Origin of the sequence: Paludibacter propionicigenes WB4 (assembly GCF_000183135.1) — a bacterium.
GTDB classification, from domain to species: domain Bacteria; phylum Bacteroidota; class Bacteroidia; order Bacteroidales; family Paludibacteraceae; genus Paludibacter; species Paludibacter propionicigenes.
In genome coordinates, this window is sequence record NC_014734.1 from 1,960,152 (window position 1) to 1,983,656 (window position 23,505).

At 41.2% G+C, this 23,505-nt stretch carries 15 protein-coding genes and 1 pseudogene; all 16 read right to left on the reverse strand.

The window, feature by feature from the left end; all coding sequences use genetic code 11:
• Positions 1-5: 5 nt before the first annotated feature.
• Positions 6-1,133, reverse strand: coding sequence for an endo-1,4-beta-xylanase (locus tag PALPR_RS08175; RefSeq protein ID WP_013445149.1), 1,128 nt, complete (start codon positions 1,131-1,133; stop codon positions 6-8).
• A 29-nt stretch (positions 1,134-1,162) separates the two neighbouring features.
• On the reverse strand, positions 1,163-2,656 hold the full coding sequence (locus PALPR_RS08180) for an MFS transporter (protein ID WP_013445150.1): 1,494 nt from the start codon (positions 2,654-2,656) through the stop codon (positions 1,163-1,165).
• Positions 2,657-2,674: 18 nt separating this feature from the next.
• Positions 2,675-4,609, reverse strand: coding sequence for a sialate O-acetylesterase (locus tag PALPR_RS08185; protein ID WP_013445151.1), 1,935 nt, complete (start codon positions 4,607-4,609; stop codon positions 2,675-2,677).
• A complete protein-coding gene (locus tag PALPR_RS08190; protein ID WP_013445152.1) occupies positions 4,606-7,158 on the reverse strand; it encodes a glycosyl hydrolase 115 family protein in 2,553 nt (850 codons plus the stop codon). The genes PALPR_RS08185 and PALPR_RS08190 overlap by 4 nt, the downstream gene beginning before the upstream one ends.
• A gap of 157 nt (positions 7,159-7,315) precedes the next feature.
• A pseudogene (locus PALPR_RS08195) lies at positions 7,316-8,140 on the reverse strand (sialate O-acetylesterase); the annotation flags it as partial.
• Between the two features lie 216 nt (positions 8,141-8,356).
• Entirely contained in the window at positions 8,357-10,399 is a 2,043-nt protein-coding gene (locus PALPR_RS08200) for an alpha-glucuronidase (protein WP_041620824.1), read from the reverse strand.
• A 48-nt stretch (positions 10,400-10,447) separates the two neighbouring features.
• Positions 10,448-11,602, reverse strand: a complete 1,155-nt coding sequence (locus tag PALPR_RS08205) for an alpha/beta hydrolase-fold protein (RefSeq protein WP_013445155.1) — start codon at positions 11,600-11,602, stop codon at positions 10,448-10,450.
• Between the two features lie 12 nt (positions 11,603-11,614).
• Positions 11,615-12,766: an alpha/beta hydrolase-fold protein gene (locus tag PALPR_RS08210; RefSeq protein WP_013445156.1), complete on the reverse strand. Its 1,152-nt coding sequence runs from the start codon at positions 12,764-12,766 to the stop codon at positions 11,615-11,617.
• Positions 12,767-12,774: 8 nt separating this feature from the next.
• Positions 12,775-13,959 (reverse strand): alpha/beta hydrolase-fold protein, encoded by a 1,185-nt coding sequence (locus PALPR_RS08215; protein ID WP_013445157.1) that lies wholly within the window; start codon positions 13,957-13,959, stop codon positions 12,775-12,777.
• An 8-nt stretch (positions 13,960-13,967) separates the two neighbouring features.
• Entirely contained in the window at positions 13,968-15,203 is a 1,236-nt protein-coding gene (locus PALPR_RS08220) for an alpha/beta hydrolase-fold protein (protein ID WP_041620341.1), read from the reverse strand.
• Between the two features lie 16 nt (positions 15,204-15,219).
• A complete protein-coding gene (locus PALPR_RS08225; protein ID WP_013445159.1) occupies positions 15,220-16,380 on the reverse strand; it encodes an alpha/beta hydrolase in 1,161 nt (386 codons plus the stop codon).
• Positions 16,381-16,402: 22 nt separating this feature from the next.
• Positions 16,403-17,617: an alpha/beta hydrolase gene (locus PALPR_RS08230; protein WP_013445160.1), complete on the reverse strand. Its 1,215-nt coding sequence runs from the start codon at positions 17,615-17,617 to the stop codon at positions 16,403-16,405.
• Positions 17,618-17,642: 25 nt separating this feature from the next.
• Positions 17,643-18,764, reverse strand: a complete 1,122-nt coding sequence (locus PALPR_RS08235; RefSeq protein ID WP_013445161.1) for an alpha/beta hydrolase-fold protein — start codon at positions 18,762-18,764, stop codon at positions 17,643-17,645.
• A 90-nt stretch (positions 18,765-18,854) separates the two neighbouring features.
• Positions 18,855-20,180 (reverse strand): family 43 glycosylhydrolase, encoded by a 1,326-nt coding sequence (locus tag PALPR_RS08240; RefSeq protein WP_013445162.1) that lies wholly within the window; start codon positions 20,178-20,180, stop codon positions 18,855-18,857.
• A gap of 40 nt (positions 20,181-20,220) precedes the next feature.
• Entirely contained in the window at positions 20,221-21,855 is a 1,635-nt protein-coding gene (locus PALPR_RS08245; RefSeq protein WP_013445163.1) for an alpha-galactosidase D, read from the reverse strand.
• Between the two features lie 27 nt (positions 21,856-21,882).
• Entirely contained in the window at positions 21,883-23,454 is a 1,572-nt protein-coding gene (locus tag PALPR_RS08250; protein ID WP_013445164.1) for a glycoside hydrolase family 43 protein, read from the reverse strand.
• Positions 23,455-23,505 lie beyond the last annotated feature (51 nt).

Here is a 23,505-nt window from a genome sequence, read left to right on the forward strand (position 1 = left end):
ATAAATTATTTTTTCTTTATAGTTTTATATTTCTTTGCCAGTTTAATCATTTGATCAACAATAGGCTTACGCTTATTATTACGATCGAAAAGCATTGGATAATCCATTCTTCCACGGATAGGGAATCCATTCAACCAGGTTCCATTATCGGTAACACCCCAAACAGTAACACGGTCAATCACATCATCATATTTCAAGAACAGATTAAACATATCCAACATACGTTTATTCCATTTTGCCTGAACATCAGCCGGTACACCGTCACGATAAGGATCCATTTCTTTAGAATAACTAAAATTTGTAGAGATGTTAGCTCCTTCATACGGACTTGGAAGTATCGAAATATCCCATTCTGTTATCAGGATATGAACTCCGGCAGCTTTCAGTTTTTTGAAACTTGCTTCGGCAGCCTCTACTGTAGGATTAATCATATGCATATGCGACTGAGAACCAACCGCATCAATTCTAAGACCTGCTGCCTTTAGCTCTTTTACCAATTGTACAATAGCATCACATTTGGACGGAGTTTCTACATTATAATCATTGTAGTACAATTCGGCATTTGGATCTGCTTCATGTGCAAATTGGAAAGCATACTTAATAAAGTCCTTACCTAAAATCTGATAGAACTTGCTATTTCTGTAAGATCCATTATCCTCAAAAGCCTCATTCACTACATCCCAACCTTTGATTTTACCTTTATAACGTCCTACAACGGCATGAATATGTTTACGCATTCTCTCTTTGAGAACTTCAGGAGTAGCAGGTTTGCCGTCTTCACCAACAAAGAACCAGTTAGGCACTTGCGAATGCCAGATAAGGCAATGACCGGTAAGGGTTTGCTTGTTTTTTTCAGCAAAAGCTACAATCTTATCTGCATTATCCCAATTGAAACGATCCTCTGCCGGATGAATCGGTTGGGGTTTCATATCATTTTCGGCTACAATTGCACTAAATTCACTGGCAATAATTGCTGATTCAGCTGCATTTACACCATTTACCTGCTGCATATTTACAGCGGTACCAAACAGAAATTTACCTTTAGTTGCTTCACCTAAGGTTTTTTGGGCCATTGTTTGCACAGATGCCAAACAACACATAGCAGCAATTGCGTAAATTGATTTGTGTTTCATGATTTTCTTGATTTGTTTAAATATTAGTTTTATTTAGCGCTTTCTGCCAAATTATCGGCTTCGGCGTTAGCTGCACGACGGGCTTTCAGTTCTGTTTCAATCTGTACTTCCAATTTCTTGTCAATCACATAGAAGAACAGTAAGCCAACTCCGATAAGAAATGGAATAGATGGATAAATACTTACCAACATCTTTGCGCCACTGGCCACACTTGCGGGTTGCACGATATCAGCACCGGCAGCACCGGCTTTTCCAATATAACCATATAGACCTAAAATCCATGTAACAAGCGCACTACCAATTGACAAACCGGCTTTAAGCCCAACCATCATAGCTGAGAAAATAATAGCTGTTGCTCTACGTGAAGTTTTATATTCGGAGAAATCAGCAACATCCGCAATCATAGCCCAAAGAATTGGAACTGTAATACCATAGAAGAATCCGTGAAGTATTTGTGATCCGAACATTAAAATAACGTTACTTGGCGTAAAAAAGTAGAATGCTAAAATGAAAAGAGTTGAAATAAACAATCCTGTTTTAAACACATCGCGTTTTCCATATTTATCAGCCAATTTTTTTGACAAAGAAATACCAATAATTTGGAAAATAATTCCACCGGCATTAAACAGACCTAATCCAGCTGAAACAGGGTCAGAACCAAAGAAATTGATTCCCATGCCATTCAGGCCTGCAATTACCGGACTAATAAGATTTGCAAGCGCAGGTCTATCCACAAAATTGTAAAAATAATACACATATGAACCACCTTTCATTGCCAGCGTAACGAACAATAAAATGGTCAGAACTAACATTATAAACCAAGGTTTATTTTTAGAAAGGTCTGAAAAATCTTCTTTCAATGTTGATTTTTGTTCTGGTCTTGGAACGATACGTTCTTTTGTTGTTAAGAATGTAATAAGCAACAATACTGTACCCAGGATAGCCATCCAGGTCATTACCTGCTCAATACCGGCTGCTTTATCGCCATGACCGGCATAAATGATAATAGGTAACATAAATACCTGTACGAAAAACTGAGCAAACATTACAGCTACAAAACGATAAGACGAAAGACTGTTTCTTTCACTCATATCGCCGGTAATTACACCACTCAACGCAGAATAAGGCAAGTTACTGGAAGCATAGCACAACAACAAAAGCGTATAAGTTGCTGCAGCATAAATCAATTTACCTTTGTACGAAAAATCAGGTGTTGAAAATGCCAATAACGCAATAACACCCATTGGAACAGCAGTGAAGAGTATCCAAGGTCTGAATTTTCCCCATCTTGAACTGGTGCGATCAGCTAGAACACCAATCAATGGGTTAAACAAAAAGGCAGCAACCAACCCAACAGCCAAAGTAACTGCAGACGCATCGGCTGCTTTAAGTCCATAAATATCGGTATAAAAATAAGCTAAATAGGTAACAAGCGTTTGAAAAATCAGATTGGCAGCCAAATCTCCAAAACTGTACCCTACTTTTTCGAGAACAGAAAGTTTCTGTGAAGTTGAATTATTCATATTATATTTGTTAGTGATTTATTTATTCGTAGTAAATGGCGAAGCAGGCAATCCTTCTTTGTTTTTCAGGTTTGCATAAGCCGGGTTATCATCCCATGCATATCGCACAACAGTTGGATGCGTGATCTTACGACTCCATACTTTCACCTTGTTGGTAGACACAACAACTGCATTTGCCCACTCAAATTTGCCATCAGAACCCGCAATTTGAAATCCATCCAGAAGGCTATTAGTGAATAATCCACTACCAACGGATGCAAAAGTAAGAATAATACTGCTATTTTCAATCTCCATAGATTGGTATAACGGACCTGAGCTGACAACCGAATTGTCGCGATAAGCAACGCGCGCAGCTTCCATTCCCAATCTTCGTGCTACTTCCTTTTTGTTTAATGGGTGAATATCATTCCACTCACCCAAATCGGTGGTAACAGCCATACCTGTGTTGGGTATTTCCAACGCACGTCTTTGCGCCTCGCGCACACCAGCCATGCCACTTTCTACGGGTTGCTTGTTTGGAACTCCCAGATTAGCTATCTGAGCAAATATAAACGGCATATCAGGTTGGTTGAATTTTGTACGCCAGCTCACAATCAAGTCTTTGAACAGGCGTTGATATTCATCCTGCGATGTACCTGTATTAGATTCTCCCTGATACCAGATTGTTCCTTTCAGGCGGTAGCCGATTATCGGGCTGGTCAAACTGTTATACAATCCCGAAGGGCGTGTTCCCGCTCCGCCTCCACCGCCGGCACCTTGTCCCATTTGCGGTTTCAGATTAGCACCTATATGATAGTTCCACTGACCGGTCAAATCTATTTTTTGAGAGCCGATACGAAGTTCGTACGTTTTATCTTCCACAAAACCACCTTTACCATTCGGCAGAATTACGCGTACCATCAATTTATTCTTACCCGGCTTAAGCACGCCTACAAGCAGTTTGTAAATGCGCGGAGGGTATTGATAAGATATAGTTCCTACAAATGTTCCGTTCAGAAAAGCCGAATCACTTTCGATGATACGACCCAACCGAAGGACTGCATCTTTCTTATTCACCAGTGAATCCGGCACATCAAACTCTTTGTAGAACCACATAGACCCCATGCGAAGATCAACACCTTTGTCCGACCAATAACCCGGAAGCGAAATCTGAGGCCAGTCGGAGGTATTCACATCGCCCTTTGACCAACGTCCCAGTCCCGGATCATTTTTAGCCAGTTCAGCATTAAAATTAAATCGAACCGGACTACCGGAAGAAGATCTTGTTGCACGAATGGAATCAGCTTTAGCTCTGGCCGTTTTCCATTTATCCATATAAGATTTCATAAAATCTTCACTCACCCAAGATTCAATGGCTGTACCGCCAATAGCATTATTGATCAGACCGATAGGAACTTTATACTTCTGATACAGTTGATCTCCAAAGAAATATGACAGTGAAGAAAAGTTCAGGATATTCTCCTGAGTAGCCGGAAGCCATGTTCCTTCTTTAAAGTCGGTCTGAGGAGTTTGCGAATCGGTACGTATAGTTGGTTTGAAATAACGGATATTGGTATTATTCGTTTGGTCTATTTCTTTTTGATATAAATCCAGTACTCGGTAAACCATCAACTCCATATTGGACTGACCGGAACACAACCACACATCGCCCATCAAAATGTCTTTGATCTCAATATCATTTACCTTCATTGTGTAAGGACCACCTGCAGCAATGGAAGGAAAATCTACTTTCCAGTTTCCTTGTTTGTCAGCCTTAGTTTGATATTTCTTTCCCAGAAACTCAACCTTCACTTTTTCACCCGGATCTGCCCAGCCCCATATCTTTAACGGCGTATCGCGCTGAAGCACCATACCATTACTTATCAGCCGAGGCAGTTTGACCACAGCTTTTGCAGGGTTTGACCACAAGCCTGCCACTATCAGGATTACTAATAATCTACTAACCGATTTCATTTACCTGCTTCAGACTTTGTTAGTATTTTACTTTCGGGAGCTCCCAGATAACTTGGTTTCAGTCCACCGGTATTGATTAATATCTTTTGCAACACAAGCCCGGCTTCTTTCACAGAGAAACGTAGTGTGTGTTTACCGACAGATTCAATCTTATGCTTTGTAACCGAATTGATAATATGTTCGGACTGCCAGCGTCCCAACTCACCTCTGTAATGACCATTCAAATTTATCACCTGCGGCGCTGCATCATCAAAAGCAATGCTGTACCGTAGCCCTTTGTTAGCATTAAAGTTCAATGTCGGCGAAAATAAGAGCTGCACATCAAATTCACCTGTAGTTGCGAAGTCAATATCGTACTCAACATAGATATTTTCATTGTCCTTTGGATATACATTCTGTGGAACGGTAGTTATAGCCGATTTAGTTTTTCCCAGATAAGGAATTATCTGCCAGCTAATTCTATCAGAATTAACGGCACGATTGAAATTTTCAGCTTCAATAGATACATACCCATCACTCTCTACAAATATTTTCGGCGCTTTGGCTTGATCCTTTTCAGCAACATACGTCACATTGGGCATTTTACTTCTTCGGGGTTCTTGCCAATTAGTATATCCAATATGCAATTGATCCATCATGTGATTCCACTTACCATTCGCAATGATATGATTGTAAGCATAAGTCAATACAGAATCTCTTTTATAGCATTCCTGTACTTTATCAGCCCATACATTAGCCTGTATATCATTATTTTTTGCGTAAAATTTATTTTTGGCTACGGCATAATACATTTCGTAAAGATTGCTGCAGGCATTGACCGGATACAACACTAACTGGTCAAAAGCATCTTTGTACTTCGGAGGAATAGTGTAATATAAACGAAGCGCATCCAAAGCCAGGTTGCGATAATCGGCAGTCACGTTTTCAAACTCATTATAATTTTCCAAACTATAAGTCCTGTCGTTCAACGTCTCAGGCGTTACTCGTCTGTTATACTTTGTATAAAGATTAATAATGCGTGCAGCTTCTTTAGCGTATGGTTGACCAAACTGCTCGGCACACCAATTCTCTGTGTGAGACAGTAGATTATTTGCATTGAATTTAGATGGATCCCATGCCATATCGAGGAAGAAGCTGATTGGATATTCCATCGGTTTCAGATCGCCCACATTTACAACCCAGAGTTCTTGAACACCATGCGTGTAACTCAAATTCATTTGTTCCCATACCCGTTGAATAGGACTAATATTAATCCATTTAGAATTGCGCGGAGCACCGACATAATCGAAATGATAGTACATTCCGTATCCACCTTTACGAGGTTTGGCATTAATTTCAGGAAGCTTACGCACATTACCCCAGTTGTCATCGCAAAATAGCAGAGTTACATCATCGGGCACACGCATGCCATGATCATAATAATCTTGCACCTCTTTATACAATGCCCATACCTGTGGGGTTTTTTCGGCTTTTTGTCCGGTTACGTCTTCAATAATTTTGCGTTGATCTTTTACAATTTGCTCAAGCAGTGCGATATTTGTTCCTTCGCCCATAGCTTCATCGCCATCACCACGCATACCCACAGTGACAACTTTGTCCCAGTTTTTACTTCTTTCAATACCGAATTTCCATGATTTTTGTAAGGCATCAGCGTTTTTGGAATAATCCCAAACCTTAGACAGCTTATTGCGCTCGGTGTATCGGTGCCAGTCTTGCTGAGCCATAGCCATAGGCTCATGATGAGAAGTTCCCATGACAATGCCCATTTCATTAGCCAACACGCCATTTGCAGGATCATCGTCATAAAAAGCATTTCCCCACATGGCAGGCCAGAGGTAATTGGCTTTTAAACGAAGTAATAATTCAAACACTTTTTCGTAAAACTTACTATTGAATCCTCCGAAAGTTTCTTTTGACCAGCCACTTAGCGATGGAGCTTCGTCATTTAGGAAAATACCCCTGTACTTCACTTTCGGACTGTCAGTGACATAACGGCCATTCTTTACAAATAACGATTCTTGTTTTACCACCGGAACATCTGCCCAATAATACCAGGGTGAAACACCAATATTTTTGGATACATCATAGATCCCATAAATAGTACCACGCTTGTCGCTACCGGCAATAACGAGTGCTTTTTCAACTCCGGGGAGGGGAGAATCAATGGTCTGTATGACAAAAGACTCCCATTTACCTGAAATATTCTTCACATCGAGTTTTTTGCTTTTGATCAGTTGGTCAATAAGTGGACTCTTACCGATAGTTCCAACAATAACCACTTCCTTGGTATCCGGTTTGTTGGTATATTTAATTTCCGGTTCACTTCCTGTAACTTTGCCGATATCAGTTTTCAGATTTTTCAGCGCTGAAATTACTCCCGGAAAGTCTTCGGAACTGATAACTAATGGAGTTGAACCTTTGGTAGTTGATAATATAAATTGGTTATCTGCTGCATTATTGGTTATGTAGGTTTTCTCTTGTCCTGCAAAAGCAGAGGCAGAAGACAATAAAAACAGCGTGCAGAAAATCGTTAATAACAGGTGTTTCATTAATTGTAATGATTATTTTTTCTTTTGTAATCCAAGCCTTTACTCTCGAAAAGCCTTCATTTTTATCTTAGAACAGCTCAGAATCTTCGAAATGTAAAGATGTGCATTACTCTTGAGGCATTTATTTTTTCTTCTTACTTACTTTAGAATTAGAATTCAAAAGAGTTAGCATTTGTGTAGCGTAACGTTTACCTAATTCACGGTAACCTTCAGCACTAAAATGGAGGTGATCTTTTATGCCTACACATCCTGTAGAAGGAATGACATACGAATTAGGGATGACCTGAGGCAAAGTTGCAATAATCTTGTTCATGCTTGCACAAGCTCCATTCTGATCTGTATTTACAAGTTCTCCGGCCAATAAAGGTACAGATTTAGGCTTCAAATTCAGGTCCTTCATCAAGTTGTCATATACACCCTTTACTTTTACAGGCCAAATACTATCGTTTGTATTAGACTCGCCCTGATGTATTAAAATTCCTTTTATAACACCATCCTTTTGAGCCAGCTTAGCCATCTCAACAAGACGGCCATAAGGATTTCCATCATAGTCCTTAATCATATTTTTCATCCAACCCGGTGCAGTAGCCACATAAGATTGATAATTGTCTTTGTCGAACAATTCGATTTTACAACCGCCAACAGCCACGTTGATAACTCCTACTCTCACATTCTTTGGCAGATTTGCAACAAGAGTTTTGCCAAAATAATCAGCCGGAGTTAAACCTGTATTACAACGACACAACGGTGGTACAGCTGTATACCATTTGCCTTTTGTTCTGTTCAGATTAGCGCAATCCAAGGTTTCTAATACCTGAAAACGTTTATCTACGACAGTGTCTTGCGGTTCAAATCTGGCGTTACCTTCCATATTTGACTGTCCAAAACACAAAAAAATGTAAAAATTGGGATCTTGAGAAAATGCACCTGTACTCAACAAGAGAAAACCTGCTAATACAAAAAATTTAATTTTTGATTTCATATTATTTATATTTAATTCAAACACACCTAATCTTTGGTTCACAGATAGTTCCGCAAAGTCAACATGTTTTAATATTATTATATCTTATATTAATCTGGCGTGAAACCGCTCATTTGGATAACGAGGCATAAAAATACCATAAAAAAATAGAATATCAAGACAATATCATTCTTGCAAATTAATTTTAATTGCTTATTATGTTTAAATATCGATAGACTATCGTCTTTTCATATCATTTTTTATTAAATCGTCCAGATTATTTACCGGACGCTCTATATCATACGGGATAGGCATTTTGCTGAATTGCTGAAAGTATAGCAAACAAGCGTCTTTCCAGACCTGAGCATTCTGACTTTGAGCACGAAGCTTGTTTTGAATACGGGTGAATCTGTCAGCATCTACGTATGGTTCTATTTTATCCCAGGTTTTCTGGAACTGACGAACCTGTTTCACACCCGTGTCATACTTATAGCACATTTCATCCCACAAGGTTCGTCCTGTTTTCAGTTTAAAATTCCACGGCGTATGGTGGAACCACAAGAGTAATTCTGCGGGACATGTATTGATATCATTTAACTGCGATGCCAGCGGCTCATGGTATTGACTTACCGCATTACTGCCGGTTTTTGATCTGTCAAATCCAACTCCTGTTAAGTCCGCTTTATGAAAATAGGGAGGCGTCCAGTCTTTACGCGTTCTGGCCGGAGCCCACCACGGACCCGGACCATAGTGTTCGTTTGCAGACATGATATGATGCAAGCCAAGCGGCATCATATAATTCACCGCTGCTTCCCGACTCAGAAGCATCATTTCTTTTACCGGTTTCAAAAAATTGTTATTCCAATCAGCGCTTTCTGCCCCTTCATTTCTGAAAGTGAGTTTAATCCATTCATCAGCTATTTGCTCACTTGTCAGCTTATTATCCCAAGCCAAGCGACCAAATGCGTACCAGTTTGACTGTGCAAAATCATGACCACACCAGTTGGTATCCAGACCGATATTAGATACTCCCGCAATAGCTGTATGTTTCTGAGAGTAGACACTTCCATCGGTACAACGGGCGACCGTACTTCCTACACCTGCCTGATAAGTATCACTTTTCAGGAACTCTTCCCACATTGGAGCCAAATAAACCAAGTGAGTTGAATGACCGAGATACTCCTGAGTAATTTGGACTTCGGGCATAACCGATGTTTTTTTCATCGCACCAAAAAGCGGACTGAAAGGCTCGCGTGGCTGAAAATCTACAGGTCCGTTCTTTACCTGAATGATTACGTTGTCACGAAACTGTCCATCAAGCGGCATAAATTCACCGTAGGCCTGCTTTGCTCTGTCTTCATCAGAAGTGCTGTACACAAATGCACGCCACATTACTATTCCACCGTAAGGCTTCAGTGCATCGGCCATCATATTGGCACCATCGGCATGTGTACGTTTGTAATCCTGTGGTCCCGGCTGACCTTCACTATTCGCTTTCACTAAAAAACCACCAAAATCAGGAATGATTTTATAAATCTCCTTCACTTTATCTTTCCACCACTTGATTACCTCCGGATTCAACGGATCTGAAGTTTTCAAGCCTCCTATCATACTAGGAGATGAGAACTTTACGGAAAGATATGTTTTCACTCCATACGGACGTAAAATATCAGCAATGCCTTTTACTCTTTCCAGATAAGGCGCTGTGAGCATCTTTTGATCCGCATTCACATTGTCCAGTACAGCACCATTGATACCCACCGAAGCATTAGCACGGGCATACTCAGTCCAAAGCGTTTTATCTTTCTCGGTAACTCCCAAAGAGTCTTTACTCGGTCTCCAAAAAATAGAACGTCCGGCATATCCGCGTTCAATAGTCCCGTTCGGATTATCCCAATGGTTCAATATACGGCGCTCGTACGATGGATTAATCGTTTCTTCTTTAATGACTTCACCCGTTTGCTGACGGCGTAATAATTCATAGACTCCGTACAGAATTCCTGACTCTGTATTGGCTTGTATCTGATTTTCCTTCAGCTTAAAACCATCGGCTTTAAGTGCTTTATCTGTTTTGAGAATAAGATTGACTGTTGCTCCTGCATTTCCTGACCAACCTTCGCGTAGCTCCTGTTTAGCCAATGCAAGTGTTGGGGAATTTTTTGAACATACAACATTTACCGATCCCTTGCCCTTATTCCTTAGCCAAAGACTATGCCCATCTTCTGCATGCAAAAGTGGACTTATACACATTAAAATTAATCCTAAAACCGAGTATTTCATATTTTTATTCGCAGTCATTTTTCAGACAGCATTATTTTGAAAAATTATTCATTTAAAAACTCTGGAAGCAAAGTCGTGTAAGGATTTGCGCCAAACCTGCCATTCATGATCGCCGGGGAAAGATGCAAACTGAACTTTCAATCCGCTATTCTGAAATTTTTTCACTTCCTTTTGAGTAAATTCGAAACGGGGATCCTGCTCGCCAACAGAGACATAGAACAATTTCAGTTTTTGATTGAATTGCTGCGCCTTAGTGAGTAAACCGGGAATTTCTTTATCGGCATCAAACACCTTGCCTGTCGGGTTAGCAATTCCGCCAAAAATGCCCGAACTGAATACTCCCACAGAAGCAAAACAGTCAAGACTGCCCAATCCGGCATAAAAAGCCTGACCACCGCCCATAGAAAGACCGCAAAGTGCTCTGTTTTTTACATCGGCCAATGTTCGGAAATTTTTATCGATGAATGGAACAACGTTATTCGTTATTTCTTCTTTGAATGCAGCCATTGCAGAGGAAGTATATCCGCCACTTGCAGATACATTTCCATTTGAAATGACAACAATCATCGGTTTTGCCTTGCCTTCGGCAATAAGATTATCGAGAATAATATCCGTTTTACCCTGTACAGCCCATCCACGTTCATCTTCTCCACCACCGTGCTGAATATATACCACAGGATATTTCAGCTTCGTATTGACATCGTATCCGGCAGGAGTATAGACAAACAACCGACGCCAGCTATTGGTCACCTTCGAGAAATAGTATTTGGAACTTAGCGCTCCGTGCGGAACATCTTTTACATCATAAAAATCGACACCTTTTTCGGGAATATCGATGGCGCTGGACATACGTCCTGTTCCGTAAAACGTTTCACTGGCCGGATCGACAACTTTAACGCCATCGATTACGAGCGAATAATAATGAAAACCGGGAACCTGAGGAGCGGTGGTAACCGTCCAGAAACCCTGATCGTCTTTGGTCATATCGTACAGTTTTCCCAAATCAATCTGCATCTTTTTAGCATCAGGGGCTTTGATCTTGAAAACAACGCTCAGGTTGTCCAAAATACGCGGAAAACCATCCGGATTAATGTTGGTTACGGCAGGTTTGCCAACGACTGTTTGCTGGGCGCTGGCCACTCCTGAAAACAGAAATGCAAATGCAAACAACGCCATCAGCGCTGAAATGTTTTTGTGTGTCATGGTACTGGTAATTTATTTGAAAAGTTTGGGTACAAAATCATGCAGAGCCTTTCGCCAGACATGCCATTCGTGTGCACCCGGGAAATAGTTATATTGCAGTTTCAATCCCTTTTCTTTAAATGTTTCAATGGTCTTCTTCGTGTATTCGTACGAATGATCCTGCTCTCCACTGGAGATATAGAGCAATTTCAATTGAGTATTAAATTTTTCGGGATGGGTAAAGATGCCGGGAATTTGTTTTTCGGCATCAAAAATATTGCCGTTTGTTCCACGAAAGGCGCTCGAACTAAAAGCACCGACCCAGGCAAATTTATCCGGATTCAGCATACCGATCCGGAAAGAGGTACCGCCACCCATTGAAAGTCCCGCAATGGCGCGATGTTCGCGATCATTCGCAATCCGATAGTTTTGGTTCACAAACGGGATAATCACGTCGACCAGTTCGTCTTTGAAAAGATCCATGAAGTGGTTGGTAGATTCGGTATTGTAACCGGCTCCTATGTCACGAATAACATACTCGTTGGTTGTAACAACAATCATCGGGATTGCTTGCTTTTGGGCAATCAGGTTATCCATAATAATATCCAAATGACCCTGTTTCACCCATCCTGTTTCATCTTCACCGGCACCATGTTGCAGATAGAGCACCGGGTATTTTTTTGTCGGGTTTTGTTCGTACCCGGGAGGGAGATAGACAAAAATTCTACGCCACGAGTTGGTTTTGGTGGAGAAATAGCGTTTGCTCTGAACCGTTCCGTGAGGCACATCCTTGATGAGATGAAAATCGACTCCCGCTTCAGGAATTTCGATACCGCTCGCCTCGCGGCTCATGCCGAAAAAAGTTTCGCTGGCAGGATCGGCAACCGCAACGCCATCGATCACTAAAGAGTAGTAGTGAAAGCCGGGAACCTGAGGAGCCGTAGTAACAGTCCAGAAACCATCACTTCCCTTTTCCATGTCATATTTCTTACCCAAATCAAGCTGCACCTTCTGGGCTTCGGGCGCTTTGATACGAAACGTAACCCGCAGGTCGGGCAAAATACGCGGATATCCGGCACCGGTAATATTGGTTACTGCCGGCGTCGAATTATCAGATTGCTGTCCGAAGCAGGCAAAGGTAGCCTGCAACAAGACAACAAAAACTAGTAAAAGTGTTTTTCTCATGCAATCAATTATTTATCCTGAAATAACAATGGAGCGAAGCCATAGAGGCATTTACGCCAGGTCTGAAAGACATGCGCAGTGCCCGGAGCTTCGTAATATACGTTCTTCACACCGGCTTTGTCAAGCGCTTCGTGAATGGCACGCCCGGCATTCGGACCCTCTTCTGAACCTTGACCGATATAAAAAACTTTCACTTGTTTGGAAAAAGCCTCTGGCTTGGCAAGCAGCCCATTGTAGGCCGTCTCTATTCCCGAGAAGCCGAAAGGAGCTGCGCTGAAAACGCCGATGCTTGCAAACTTATCGAGGTGAGTTTCGGAAATCTGGTATGTTTGCGCACCTCCGAGAGAAAGACCGGCAATAGCCCGATGTTCCCGATCGGTAAGCGTACGGTATCGTGCATCGACCATCGGAATGATATCTTCTATCATAACTTTGGTAAAGCCATTCCAGAAAGGATCCATTCCACCCGGACGTTGAGCAGCTGCTCCATTCGCCGATCCTGCAGGATTCTGAGTCCTGCGGGCGGCAAGATTAATTCCGGCTAAGCCTCCGTCTTCCATAACAAGAATCATCTGTTTGGCTTTGCCTTGAGCAATGAGATTATCAAGAATAAAATTGGCCCTACCCTGACTTTCCCACGCACGCCGATCCTGATTCATACCATGCAAGAGATAGAGAACAGGATAACGCTGTTTGATATTCTGGTCATATCCCGGCGGAGTATAAATGTACGCGTGACGCATTTCGCCGGTCGATTTGGCTTTGTACCACACCGAACGAACATCGCCATGCGGCACATCCTTTACATCGTAAAAGTCGACACCCTGTTCAGGTATTTCAATACAACTGTAAATATGACCCGCATCGTAAAATGTCTCGCTCGAAGGATCGTTGAGTTCAACACCGTCGATTTTGATCGAATAGCAAAGAAATCCGGGAGTCTGAGGCTCTGTTCTACCGGTCCAGAAACCATCTTCTCCTTTAGTCAACGCCGTATTTCCAAGACTCACCACAACACTCGTTGCCTTTGGAGCATTGATACGAAAGAGTACGCGATGCTGTGCATCGACACGCGGATAATCGGCGCCGGCAACATTGGTTGATGCCGGTTTCGAATTATCAGCTTCCTGTCCGAAACAGACAAAAGCAGTCTGCGAGAGAACAGCAAAAAGGATCAGAATCGTCTTTTTCATCGAGTCAGTTATTTATTCTGAAACAAAAGTTGTGCGTAACCATACAGGCTCTTGCGCCATGTTTGGAATTCGTGAGCGGTGCCCGGAGCTTCGTAATATACGTTCTTCACACCCGCTTGATCAAGGGCTTCGTGGATTGCACGTCCTGAGTTTGCACCTTCTTTGGATCCCATACTTACATAAAATACCTTCACTAGTTTGGCAAATTCAGCCGGTTTCTTCAATAATCCGTTATAGCCTGTTTCTACTCCCGGAAAACCAAACGGAGCACTGAATATACCGATATGCGAGAATTTATCTAAATTAGCCTGAGAAATTCCATAAGTTTGAGTTCCTCCCAACGAAAGACCGGCTATAGCACGATGCTCACGATCGGAAAGCGTGCGGTAACTTGCATCTATGGTAGGTATAAGATCATTTACGATAACTTTGCCAAAACCATCCCAAAAAGAAGCCATTCCGCCCGGAGCACCCATAGGACCACGTGGAGCCTGCCCCTGAGGAGCACCACCGGGAGCTTGTCCTGCAGCAGGAGCCTGTGGAGGACGTTGACCGGCAGGACGACGTGCACCACCACCCATACCGGCAGCAATACCACCATCTTCCATTACAATAATCATCGGTGTTGCTTTTCCTTCGGCAATCAGGTTGTCAAGAATAAAGTTTGCACGTCCCTGATTTGACCAGGCACGACGATCTTCTCCCATACCATGTTGAAGATAAAGAACCGGATAACGTTGAGTTGTATTTTTGTCGTATCCCGGCGGAGTGTAAATGTAAGCATGACGGTATTCATTGGTAGATTTCGCAAAATACCAGAAAGAGTTAACATTGCCATGAGGAACGTTTTTGATATTGTAGAAATCGACTCCATCTTCAGGGATTTCCATTCCACTCATCATCTTACCTGCACCGAAAAACGATTCACTTGATGGATCTGCCACATCAACTCCATCAATTTTAAGCGTATAGTAATGAAAACCGGGATCTTCGGGCTTGGTTACACCTGTCCAGAAACCATCCTCACCTTTAGTCAGGGCAGTATTGCCAAGACCTACCGACACACTTTGTGCTCCGGGAGCAAGAAAACGGAAATAAACACGACGTTGAGAGTCAATACGAGGATATTCCTGTCCGACAATATTTGTAGAGGCTGGTTTAGTATCAGCTGGAAAATCGGCACTTTGTGAGTAGCTTGCAATACTGATAGTCACACCCAGCATTGCCAATAAAAATTTTTTCATAACTAGTATAATTTGATTATTTAAATATCAAAGCAGCAAATTGATTCAGATCCCGTCTCCATGTTAGCCATTCATGTGCTGTACCAATTGATTCGTAGTAGGTATATTTCACACCTTGTTTATCCAACATATCCCGAAATGCTTTAACCGAGCCGGGAAATGGAGCAGGTTCTTTCGTTCCCAATCCCAGCCAGAAAAGTTTAATTTTTTTATTGAGTGCTGCTCCATCCTTGAATTTACCTCCCATAAATGTAGCCGGATCAATCACATCGGTACGCGGATAGTTGGATGTTCCGCTAAATCCGGCAATATAGGAGAATTTATCCAGGTTATTCATGGTAATGGTGATAGTCTGATTAGCACCCATCGAAAGCCCTGCCATTGCTCGGTGGTCACGATCTTTAAGCGTCCTGAAAGAGCCATCAATCATCGGGATAATTTCATTAATTATCACTTCTTCAAATGGAAAAGCAGACTTGCTCTGTGCAGTTATACCATTCGGTGCGGGAGCTTTGGTGGCATAGCCATTATCCATGACGATAATCATGGGTACCGCCTTTTTTGCAGCAATAAGGTTATCGAGAATCAGATTTGCTTTACCCTGAGTTGGCCAACCTGTTTCATCTTCACCACTTCCGTGTTGTAAATAAAGCACTGGATAACGTTTTGAAGAATTTTTGTCGTATTCTGCCGGGGTATAAACAAAACAGCGACGCCATGAATTGGTAACCTTGGAAAAATACATTTTCTGACTTACCAAACCATGAGGTACATCTTTCTGGGCGTAAAAATCTTCATCCGGGGCAGGAATTTCGATAGCACTACCCCAACGACTTGCGCCATAAAAGTAAAGACTTCCCGGATCGGGTACTGAAGCTCCGTCAATATTCAATTGATAATAGTGAAAGCCTTCCACTTGAGGGGCAGATTCACCTATCCAGACTCCTTTTTCATCTTTTTTCAAGTCATATTTTATACCGCCAATGTCCAGTTGAACACGTAATGCCCACGGCGCAGAAATTTTCACACGCACACGCCCTTCGGAATTAACCTGAGGATATTGACTACCGACCTGATTTACAGAGGATGGTTTAAAGTCTTCAACAACGTTCTGAGCCATAGAAAATTGGCTCAGAACTATTGCTGCAAGAACTATAATTGCGTTTCTAATATTCATAATTAGATTCTCATTCTATCAATTATCTGAAAAGAAGCGGAGCAAATTCATGTAAACTTCTTCTCCATGATTGCCATTCATGAGCAGTTTCAGGCGAAATATAAGAAACACCTTTTATTCCAACTTTATTCCATTCTTCGGCAGCAGCTCCAATTCTAGCTGAACCCCCTTCGCGACCTCCGAAACTCATAAATACAACTTTTACTTTCTTCTTGAATGCATCAATATCTTTAATTTCTTTAGGTTCGAAAGTTCCGCTACTGAACATTCCAACATGTGAGAATAGATTTGGATTAGCAACCACGATAGTATGAGTTTGCATACCTCCCATCGACAATCCGGCCATCGCGCGATGAGCCTGATCTGGAATGACACGGAAATTAGATTCTACAAAAGGAATTAAATCGTCAATAAGAATGCGTTCAAACTGAGCAGCGAAGTTCATTCCACCCATTCCGCCGGGACGAGGTGCGCCAGGGGCAGGTGCAGCTTGTCCTGGTGCTGGAGCAGGAGGAGCTGCTGTAGGTGCTCCTGCAGGTCTTGGACCACGTGGAGCGCCTCCCATATTCACACTACTATTTTCCATAACGATGATAAATGGAAGTGATTTACCTTCGGCAATCAGGTTATCCATAATCTGCGCTGTACGTCCCTGATTTCCCCAACCGGTTTCGTTTTCGCCCATACCATGCTGAAGATAGAGTACAGGATACTTTTGGTTGTTTTTATCGTATCCTGGAGGAGTATAGATGAACACACGACGAACACTATTCGATGTTTTTGAGAAGTATTGAGTTTCGCGCAACTGACCGTGGGGAACATTCTTCAATGCATAAAACTCTTGGTCTTTAGCAGGAATCTCGATACCGCTACCCCAACGACTGGCTCCATAATAGTACAAACTTCCCGGATCCGGAACTGAAGCGCCATCAATATTCAATTGATAATAATGAAAACCAACATCTTGCGGAGCAGATTCGCCTGTCCATACTCCTTTGTCATCTTTAACAAGGTCATACTTCACTCCGCCAATATCTAATTGAACTTTCAACGCCTGAGGCGCAGATATTTTTACACGTACTCTACCTTCAGAATTTACCTGAGGATACTTCTGCTCCTGCTGAGTTGTAGGAGTCGTTTTAAAGTCTTCTACAACAGTTGCAGTACTTGTTTGACCCAAACAAAGCAAACTGCTTGATGCAGATATCAATAATAAAGCTAATGATTTATATTTCATGATAATAATTTATAATATAGTTATTTTACTTGAAAAGAAGCGGAGCAAGTTCTTTCAAACTGCGACGCCATGTAAGAAACTCATGCGCTGTATTTTCTGAAACAAAAGATACTGCATTATAACCAGCAGCTTTCAAATCTACTGCAGCTTTCTTCACTCCATCAGGATTTTCGCGGCTACCGCAACTCATAAAAATAAGTTTTGCCTGAGATTTATCCTTAATTTCAGCCGGTGTATAAGTTCCGCCGCTTAATAATGCATAATACGAGAATACTTCAGGACGAGCAAGCGTAATTGAGTGAGTTTCCATACCACCCATTGAAAGACCTGCCATAGCACGACTATCCTTTGCTGCAATTGTGCGGAAATTAGCATCAACATAAGGTATAAGTTCATCTACAAGAACTGTTTGGAAAGCATTATAGTTGAAACTTCTTATACCTCCTGGTTTAGTATCATTTGTCATTCCGTAAGTCATCACAATGATAAACGGTTTGATTTTACCTTCAGCAATCAGGTTATCCATAATCAAATTGGCATGACCCTGAACACTCCAAGCTGTTTCATCTTCACCCCAACCATGTTGCAAATAGAGTACAGGATATTTGGTCTTTGCATTTTTGTCGTATCCGGCAGGAGTATACACAAATGCGCGACGTGAAGTGTTGGTGCTCTTAGAAGGGAAAAGAATCTGCTGAACATTACCGTGAGGAACGTCTTTCAATGCATAGAAATCTTTGTCGTGAGCAGGAATTTCGATACCGCTTTCCCAACGGGTAGAACCGTAGAAATTTAATGCACCCGGATCGTTGAATACACCACCGTCAATAGTTAAATGATAGTAGTGAAAACCTTCATCCATTGGACCAGCAGTAGTTCCCATCCATGATCCATCATCAGCTTTGGTAAGTGGAGTACCACCCTTTGCGCCACCAAGTCCGAGACTTACTACAATGCTTTGAGCCTGTGGAGCTACTACACGAAAACGTGCATATCCCTGTGAGTTTACTTTCGGGTATTCCTGACCCGGTTGATTACATGTAGAAGGCTTGAAGTCTTCAATGATAGCAGGTTGATTTGTTTGTGCAAAACAAAATCCGCTCGTTGTCAAAATTGCAAAAATTGCAACTAATAATTTGTTTTTCATGTGATATCTTTTTTGGTTATATATAAAAATTTAAATCTTCAAAAGTGTAATGTTGTATTAATCAAGAGAAGTCTGTTGAGAGCTCGTTAATTATTTAAAGCTTATCCAATCAATTTCGATAGGATTGGTATCAGCTGATGTAATATACAGATTTTGAACTCCTTTTTTGAGTTTTGTGACAGGTGATTTAATTGTTTGCCAAGCCTGACCTTTCGGTATTGAAACATTAGCGATTACAGGACCATTGGCACTATTTAAATGAATTTGAATTTTACCGCCTTTAGCAGAGTTTGCTCGAACAACGATGGATTTGAGATTGGTCGATGCGAAATTGACTGCATTGAATTGAAGCCAAGCATCTTTCGCTTCGAAAACAGTTTTCCATCCTTTAAAGGTGTTCGTGGTATCATTGAAAGCAATAGACACGCCCTTGTCAGAAATACGGCTATAACGGTCAATCTGTATTTCCTTAGAAGCATTTATCAACCCTACCCCGCGAAGCGTTGGGATAACTTTACGGATAGTTCCATCAGCATTAAAGAATAAGCTGTCAGCTCTTACCGAACGATTTTTGTCAAATTTTGGAGAGTAATCTCTGTCGTGATAAAAAAGATACCATTGACCTTTGTATTGAACGATAGATTGATGGTTAGTCCAGCATCCGGATTTTGATTCATCCATGATAACTCCGGTAAATTTGTAAGGTCCCATTGGGCTATCGCTCATGGCATACTCCAACCGTTCAATCTGGTTTTCAACATGAGGATAAGTGAGGTAGTATTTTCCATTATGCTCAAATGCAAACGGACCTTCGATAAGGCCTTTCGTCGGAAGATTATCTATAACCTGAGCTGCACCATCTGTTTCTATCAAGTTGTCTTTAAGCTTTGCTACACGAATACGTCCGCCCGCTGTGAAAATATAAGCCTTTCCTTCTTTGTCGAACAGCACACATGGGTCAATACCACCTGCACCTTTAACAGCTTGTTCCAAAACAGTGTAAGGACCTTCAGGTTTGTCAGCTGTAGCTACACCAATTTTACCTCCAACCGGGAAATAAAAGTAATACTTCCCATTTTTGAAAACACAGTCAGGAGCCCACATGTCATAATTAGCTTTGGTAAGCCAGGGTACCTTGGTCTGCGTTACAATAACTCCATGATCGGTCCAGTCAGTCAAATTTTCAGAAGAGAACACATGATAGTCTTCCATACAGAACCAATCTTTACGCAAATTCTTGTCTACTGGCGCAATGATGTCATGTGACGGATAAAGATAAACTTTACCATTAAACACTCTGGCTGTTGGATCGGCACTGAATTGATCCCGAATAATTGGATTTTGTGCCATTGCTCCGGAAATAAAAAAAGACGCTGTCGCAACCAGAGCCACCCACTTTAATTTTCTACTTTTCATTCTATTAAATCTATTTATTGGTTAATTATTTCTTTATGTTTCACTTAGTATTCCTGTTCAGATTTATTCGGATTTTATCAATTTCAGGAGCGAAAGCCTTGTCATTTGAAATTCGAATAGTATTGTAGCCTTTATTTAGCGTTACAGAAATTGTCTCCTTAGCTATTTGTTTTGAAGCACCTGAATTCAGTTTAGTAAGATGAAAGTTCTTTCCATTTACACGAATTGTAGCGTCTCTGTCTTCATTCGAAAGGTAAAATAATTCCAAAGAGTAATTTCCGGCAACATTAGCGAATACATCCTGAAATTCAATGTAATTGTCAGGACGTTTACCAATATTGATCACTTTTGTTTTTCCTGAACACAAAGCATCAGCCACCGGCTTGGCTTGTTCCGGAAGGACTTGAGTATTAACCGTCAAATTGAAATTATTCATCCATGCATATTCGGCTTCAAACACCTCTTTGAGTTTTGTTTTTTGTGCATTTATCTTTATTGCAGAAACACCGTGACTCGGAACAGTCGCCGAAAAAACAGAATCAATTGTTCCAAAATCAGCATGTGCCCAAAGATCCCTTACAGCGGCTTTACCTACTATATTCAAATCTTTCAAGCGCAACTTCAATTCAGCTGGCCTTTTCTTCAAATTTAACATGGCAACGACAAACTCTTTACTTTGACGATCTTTCAGGTTTTTTGCCCAAATTTGCACGCTATCACCTTCATAAATCAAATGAGCCTGCAAACCGGCTACATCCTGATTAAGTGCGATAATTTCTTTATTGGTCAGAATTGTCTTTGTTTCGTTCGACATTTTAGTCATATCGCAACCCAAAGCAAGGGGTGACGATAAGATACACCACATGGTGAAATGGCTTTTGTCTTCTTCAAAACTCATTCCACGCCCAACTTCGAGCATATCCATATCGTTGTAATGACCCGGGCTGGCATATTGAGCAAGGTATTTATTTAGATTAATGATATCGATTACACTTTTCCACTTTGCTTTAGAGCCTGGTACGAAATTTATATCGTTAGACATTCTCCACGAATCAGCCAGTTTAGTCACCCAGGTTCCGGGAAATTGCCAGCGGCATACATTGAAGTTTACGTCTCTACCGGTATTATCTATTGCTTTACGAATGGCAGTATAGCGTGTTTGTTCATCAAGTTTTTGCACGCGTCCACCACAATAATCAACCTTAAGAAAATCGAAACCCCAGGTTTTGAAAAACAAATCGGCATCTTGCTGATCATGGCCGTACAGACCTCCACCAACTCCACCGGGTTGACCGCTGTACTGAGAGCCACAAGTGTTTTCGCCTGCTTCAGAGTAAAATCCTGCCTTCAATCCTTTTGAATGAATATAGTCGGCCAACTCTTTCATTCCTTTGGGGAATTTTATCGAATCAATTTTCAGGGTTCCATCAGCATAACGTTTATTGAAAAAGCCATCGTCAATATTAACATATTGAAAACCAACGGCAGCCAATCCGGAGGACACCATGGCATCGGCCTGCCCTTTGATGACACCTTCATCAATCTTAGGCCCGAATTGGTTCCAACTTGCCCATCCCATCAATGGCGGACGAGGAGTTTTACTACTCTTATTTTGAGCAATTAAAGCATTTCCCATTAAAATGGAAACGACTAAAACAACTACTATTTTTTTCATGTATTATTGCTGGTTAAGAGTATTAGCCTAGTTCTTTGTTATCTTATCTGTTATGTGGAAATAATCGAAATCGGCATAACCACCGGGAGTTTTGGAAGAATAATAGTATAATCCAAAGCGATAACCCATAAAATGAGTCAAGGTGTATTCCATTTTTATCTGCGAGCCTATTTGTTTCCATGATTTTCCATCCAGACTGTAGAAGAAACGGCCTATATCCACTTTATTCGTGAAATCGCATTCTGCTTTTAGATAAACCACTTTTTGATTAATAGGTACATTTTGAACTTCGACAGGTTTGCGTGCTTCTCCATTAATCATTACAATCGATTTGGTTCCATTCGCCACTTTAACTCCTACCTGACCGTACTTTTGTTGCAAAAGCCCAAGACCGGCATAGTCTCCATCTTTCAAACCTGACACATCGAGCGAAGTGATACCAGCTGAAACCGGACCAAATGTTCGTTGAGTGAGCGTATTTTTTGCTTGTACAAACATAGAATCTATCCGTCCGGTTTTTAATCTTAAATATCCTTTGCGCTCAGTTACAGACCATAACTTGTTGTCCGGATTATGATTCCATTGCCAAACCAACGGCAAAGCAGGTTCTCCTTTTTTGCGGGTAAATTCATCATTATTTACAATTCCCGGAATCAAACCTTTGCTTGCAGGCAGATCAAGTGTTGTTGGAACTTTGCCATTTTCACCTATTACAGGCCAGCCATTTTCCCATTTCATTGGTACAAGGTAAGGAATACGACCTACCGAACCGTGATCCTGAAACAGATATGCAAACCAACGTCCATCGGGGGTATCAATCATACCTCCCTGCGCTACACCCTGATCCTGAAGTGCTACTTTTCCCTCCCAGGGTCCGGTAATTTTATCGGCTCTGTGAACTAATACAGTGCGCATACTATTTCTAGGCCAGCAGATATTGAATAAATAGTATTTGCCATCGTGCTTAAACAACTGCGAACCTTCGGCTTGAAGCATTATACTTCCACCCGGAGCACTAGCATTTTCTATTAGCACTCTTTCCGTTCCTTCCTTCACCCCTGACAAATCTTCTTTTATTTCATAGATTTTTAGCTTTCCGGCACCTGTTACTAAATAAATACTTCCATTATCGTCAAAAAATAATGAATTATCATGATATGAAGGACTAAATGAGTGTTCAACCCAAGGACCTTTTTCTATGTCTTTAGTTGTAAAAATGTAGGTTTTATTTGTAGTTGAAGAAAAGGTAGAAATGTAATAAAGCCCTTTATGGAAACGTATACTGCTTGCCCACGATCCTTTACCATAATCATTCTTGCCGTTATTCAGGTTCAACTTATCCATCTCTCCCAACGTATTATAAGCATAACTTACGGTTTCCCAATTCACTAAATCTTTAGATTTCATAACTGGAACACCCGGGTTCATGTGCATAGTGGTGCTACTCATATAATAAGTGTCACCTACGCGAATCATCGACATATCAGGTACATCTGCATAGATGATTGGATTAGTAGCCTTTTTTATTTGTGCGTTAAGCACCGTGGAAGCTCCAAATGCAACAAAAAGTGCAAGAATAAGAAACTGTTTTTTTGACATATTGAGTTTAAATTTTATTATTTCGTGTTTTTAATCGGTCTGTTTTTAAAA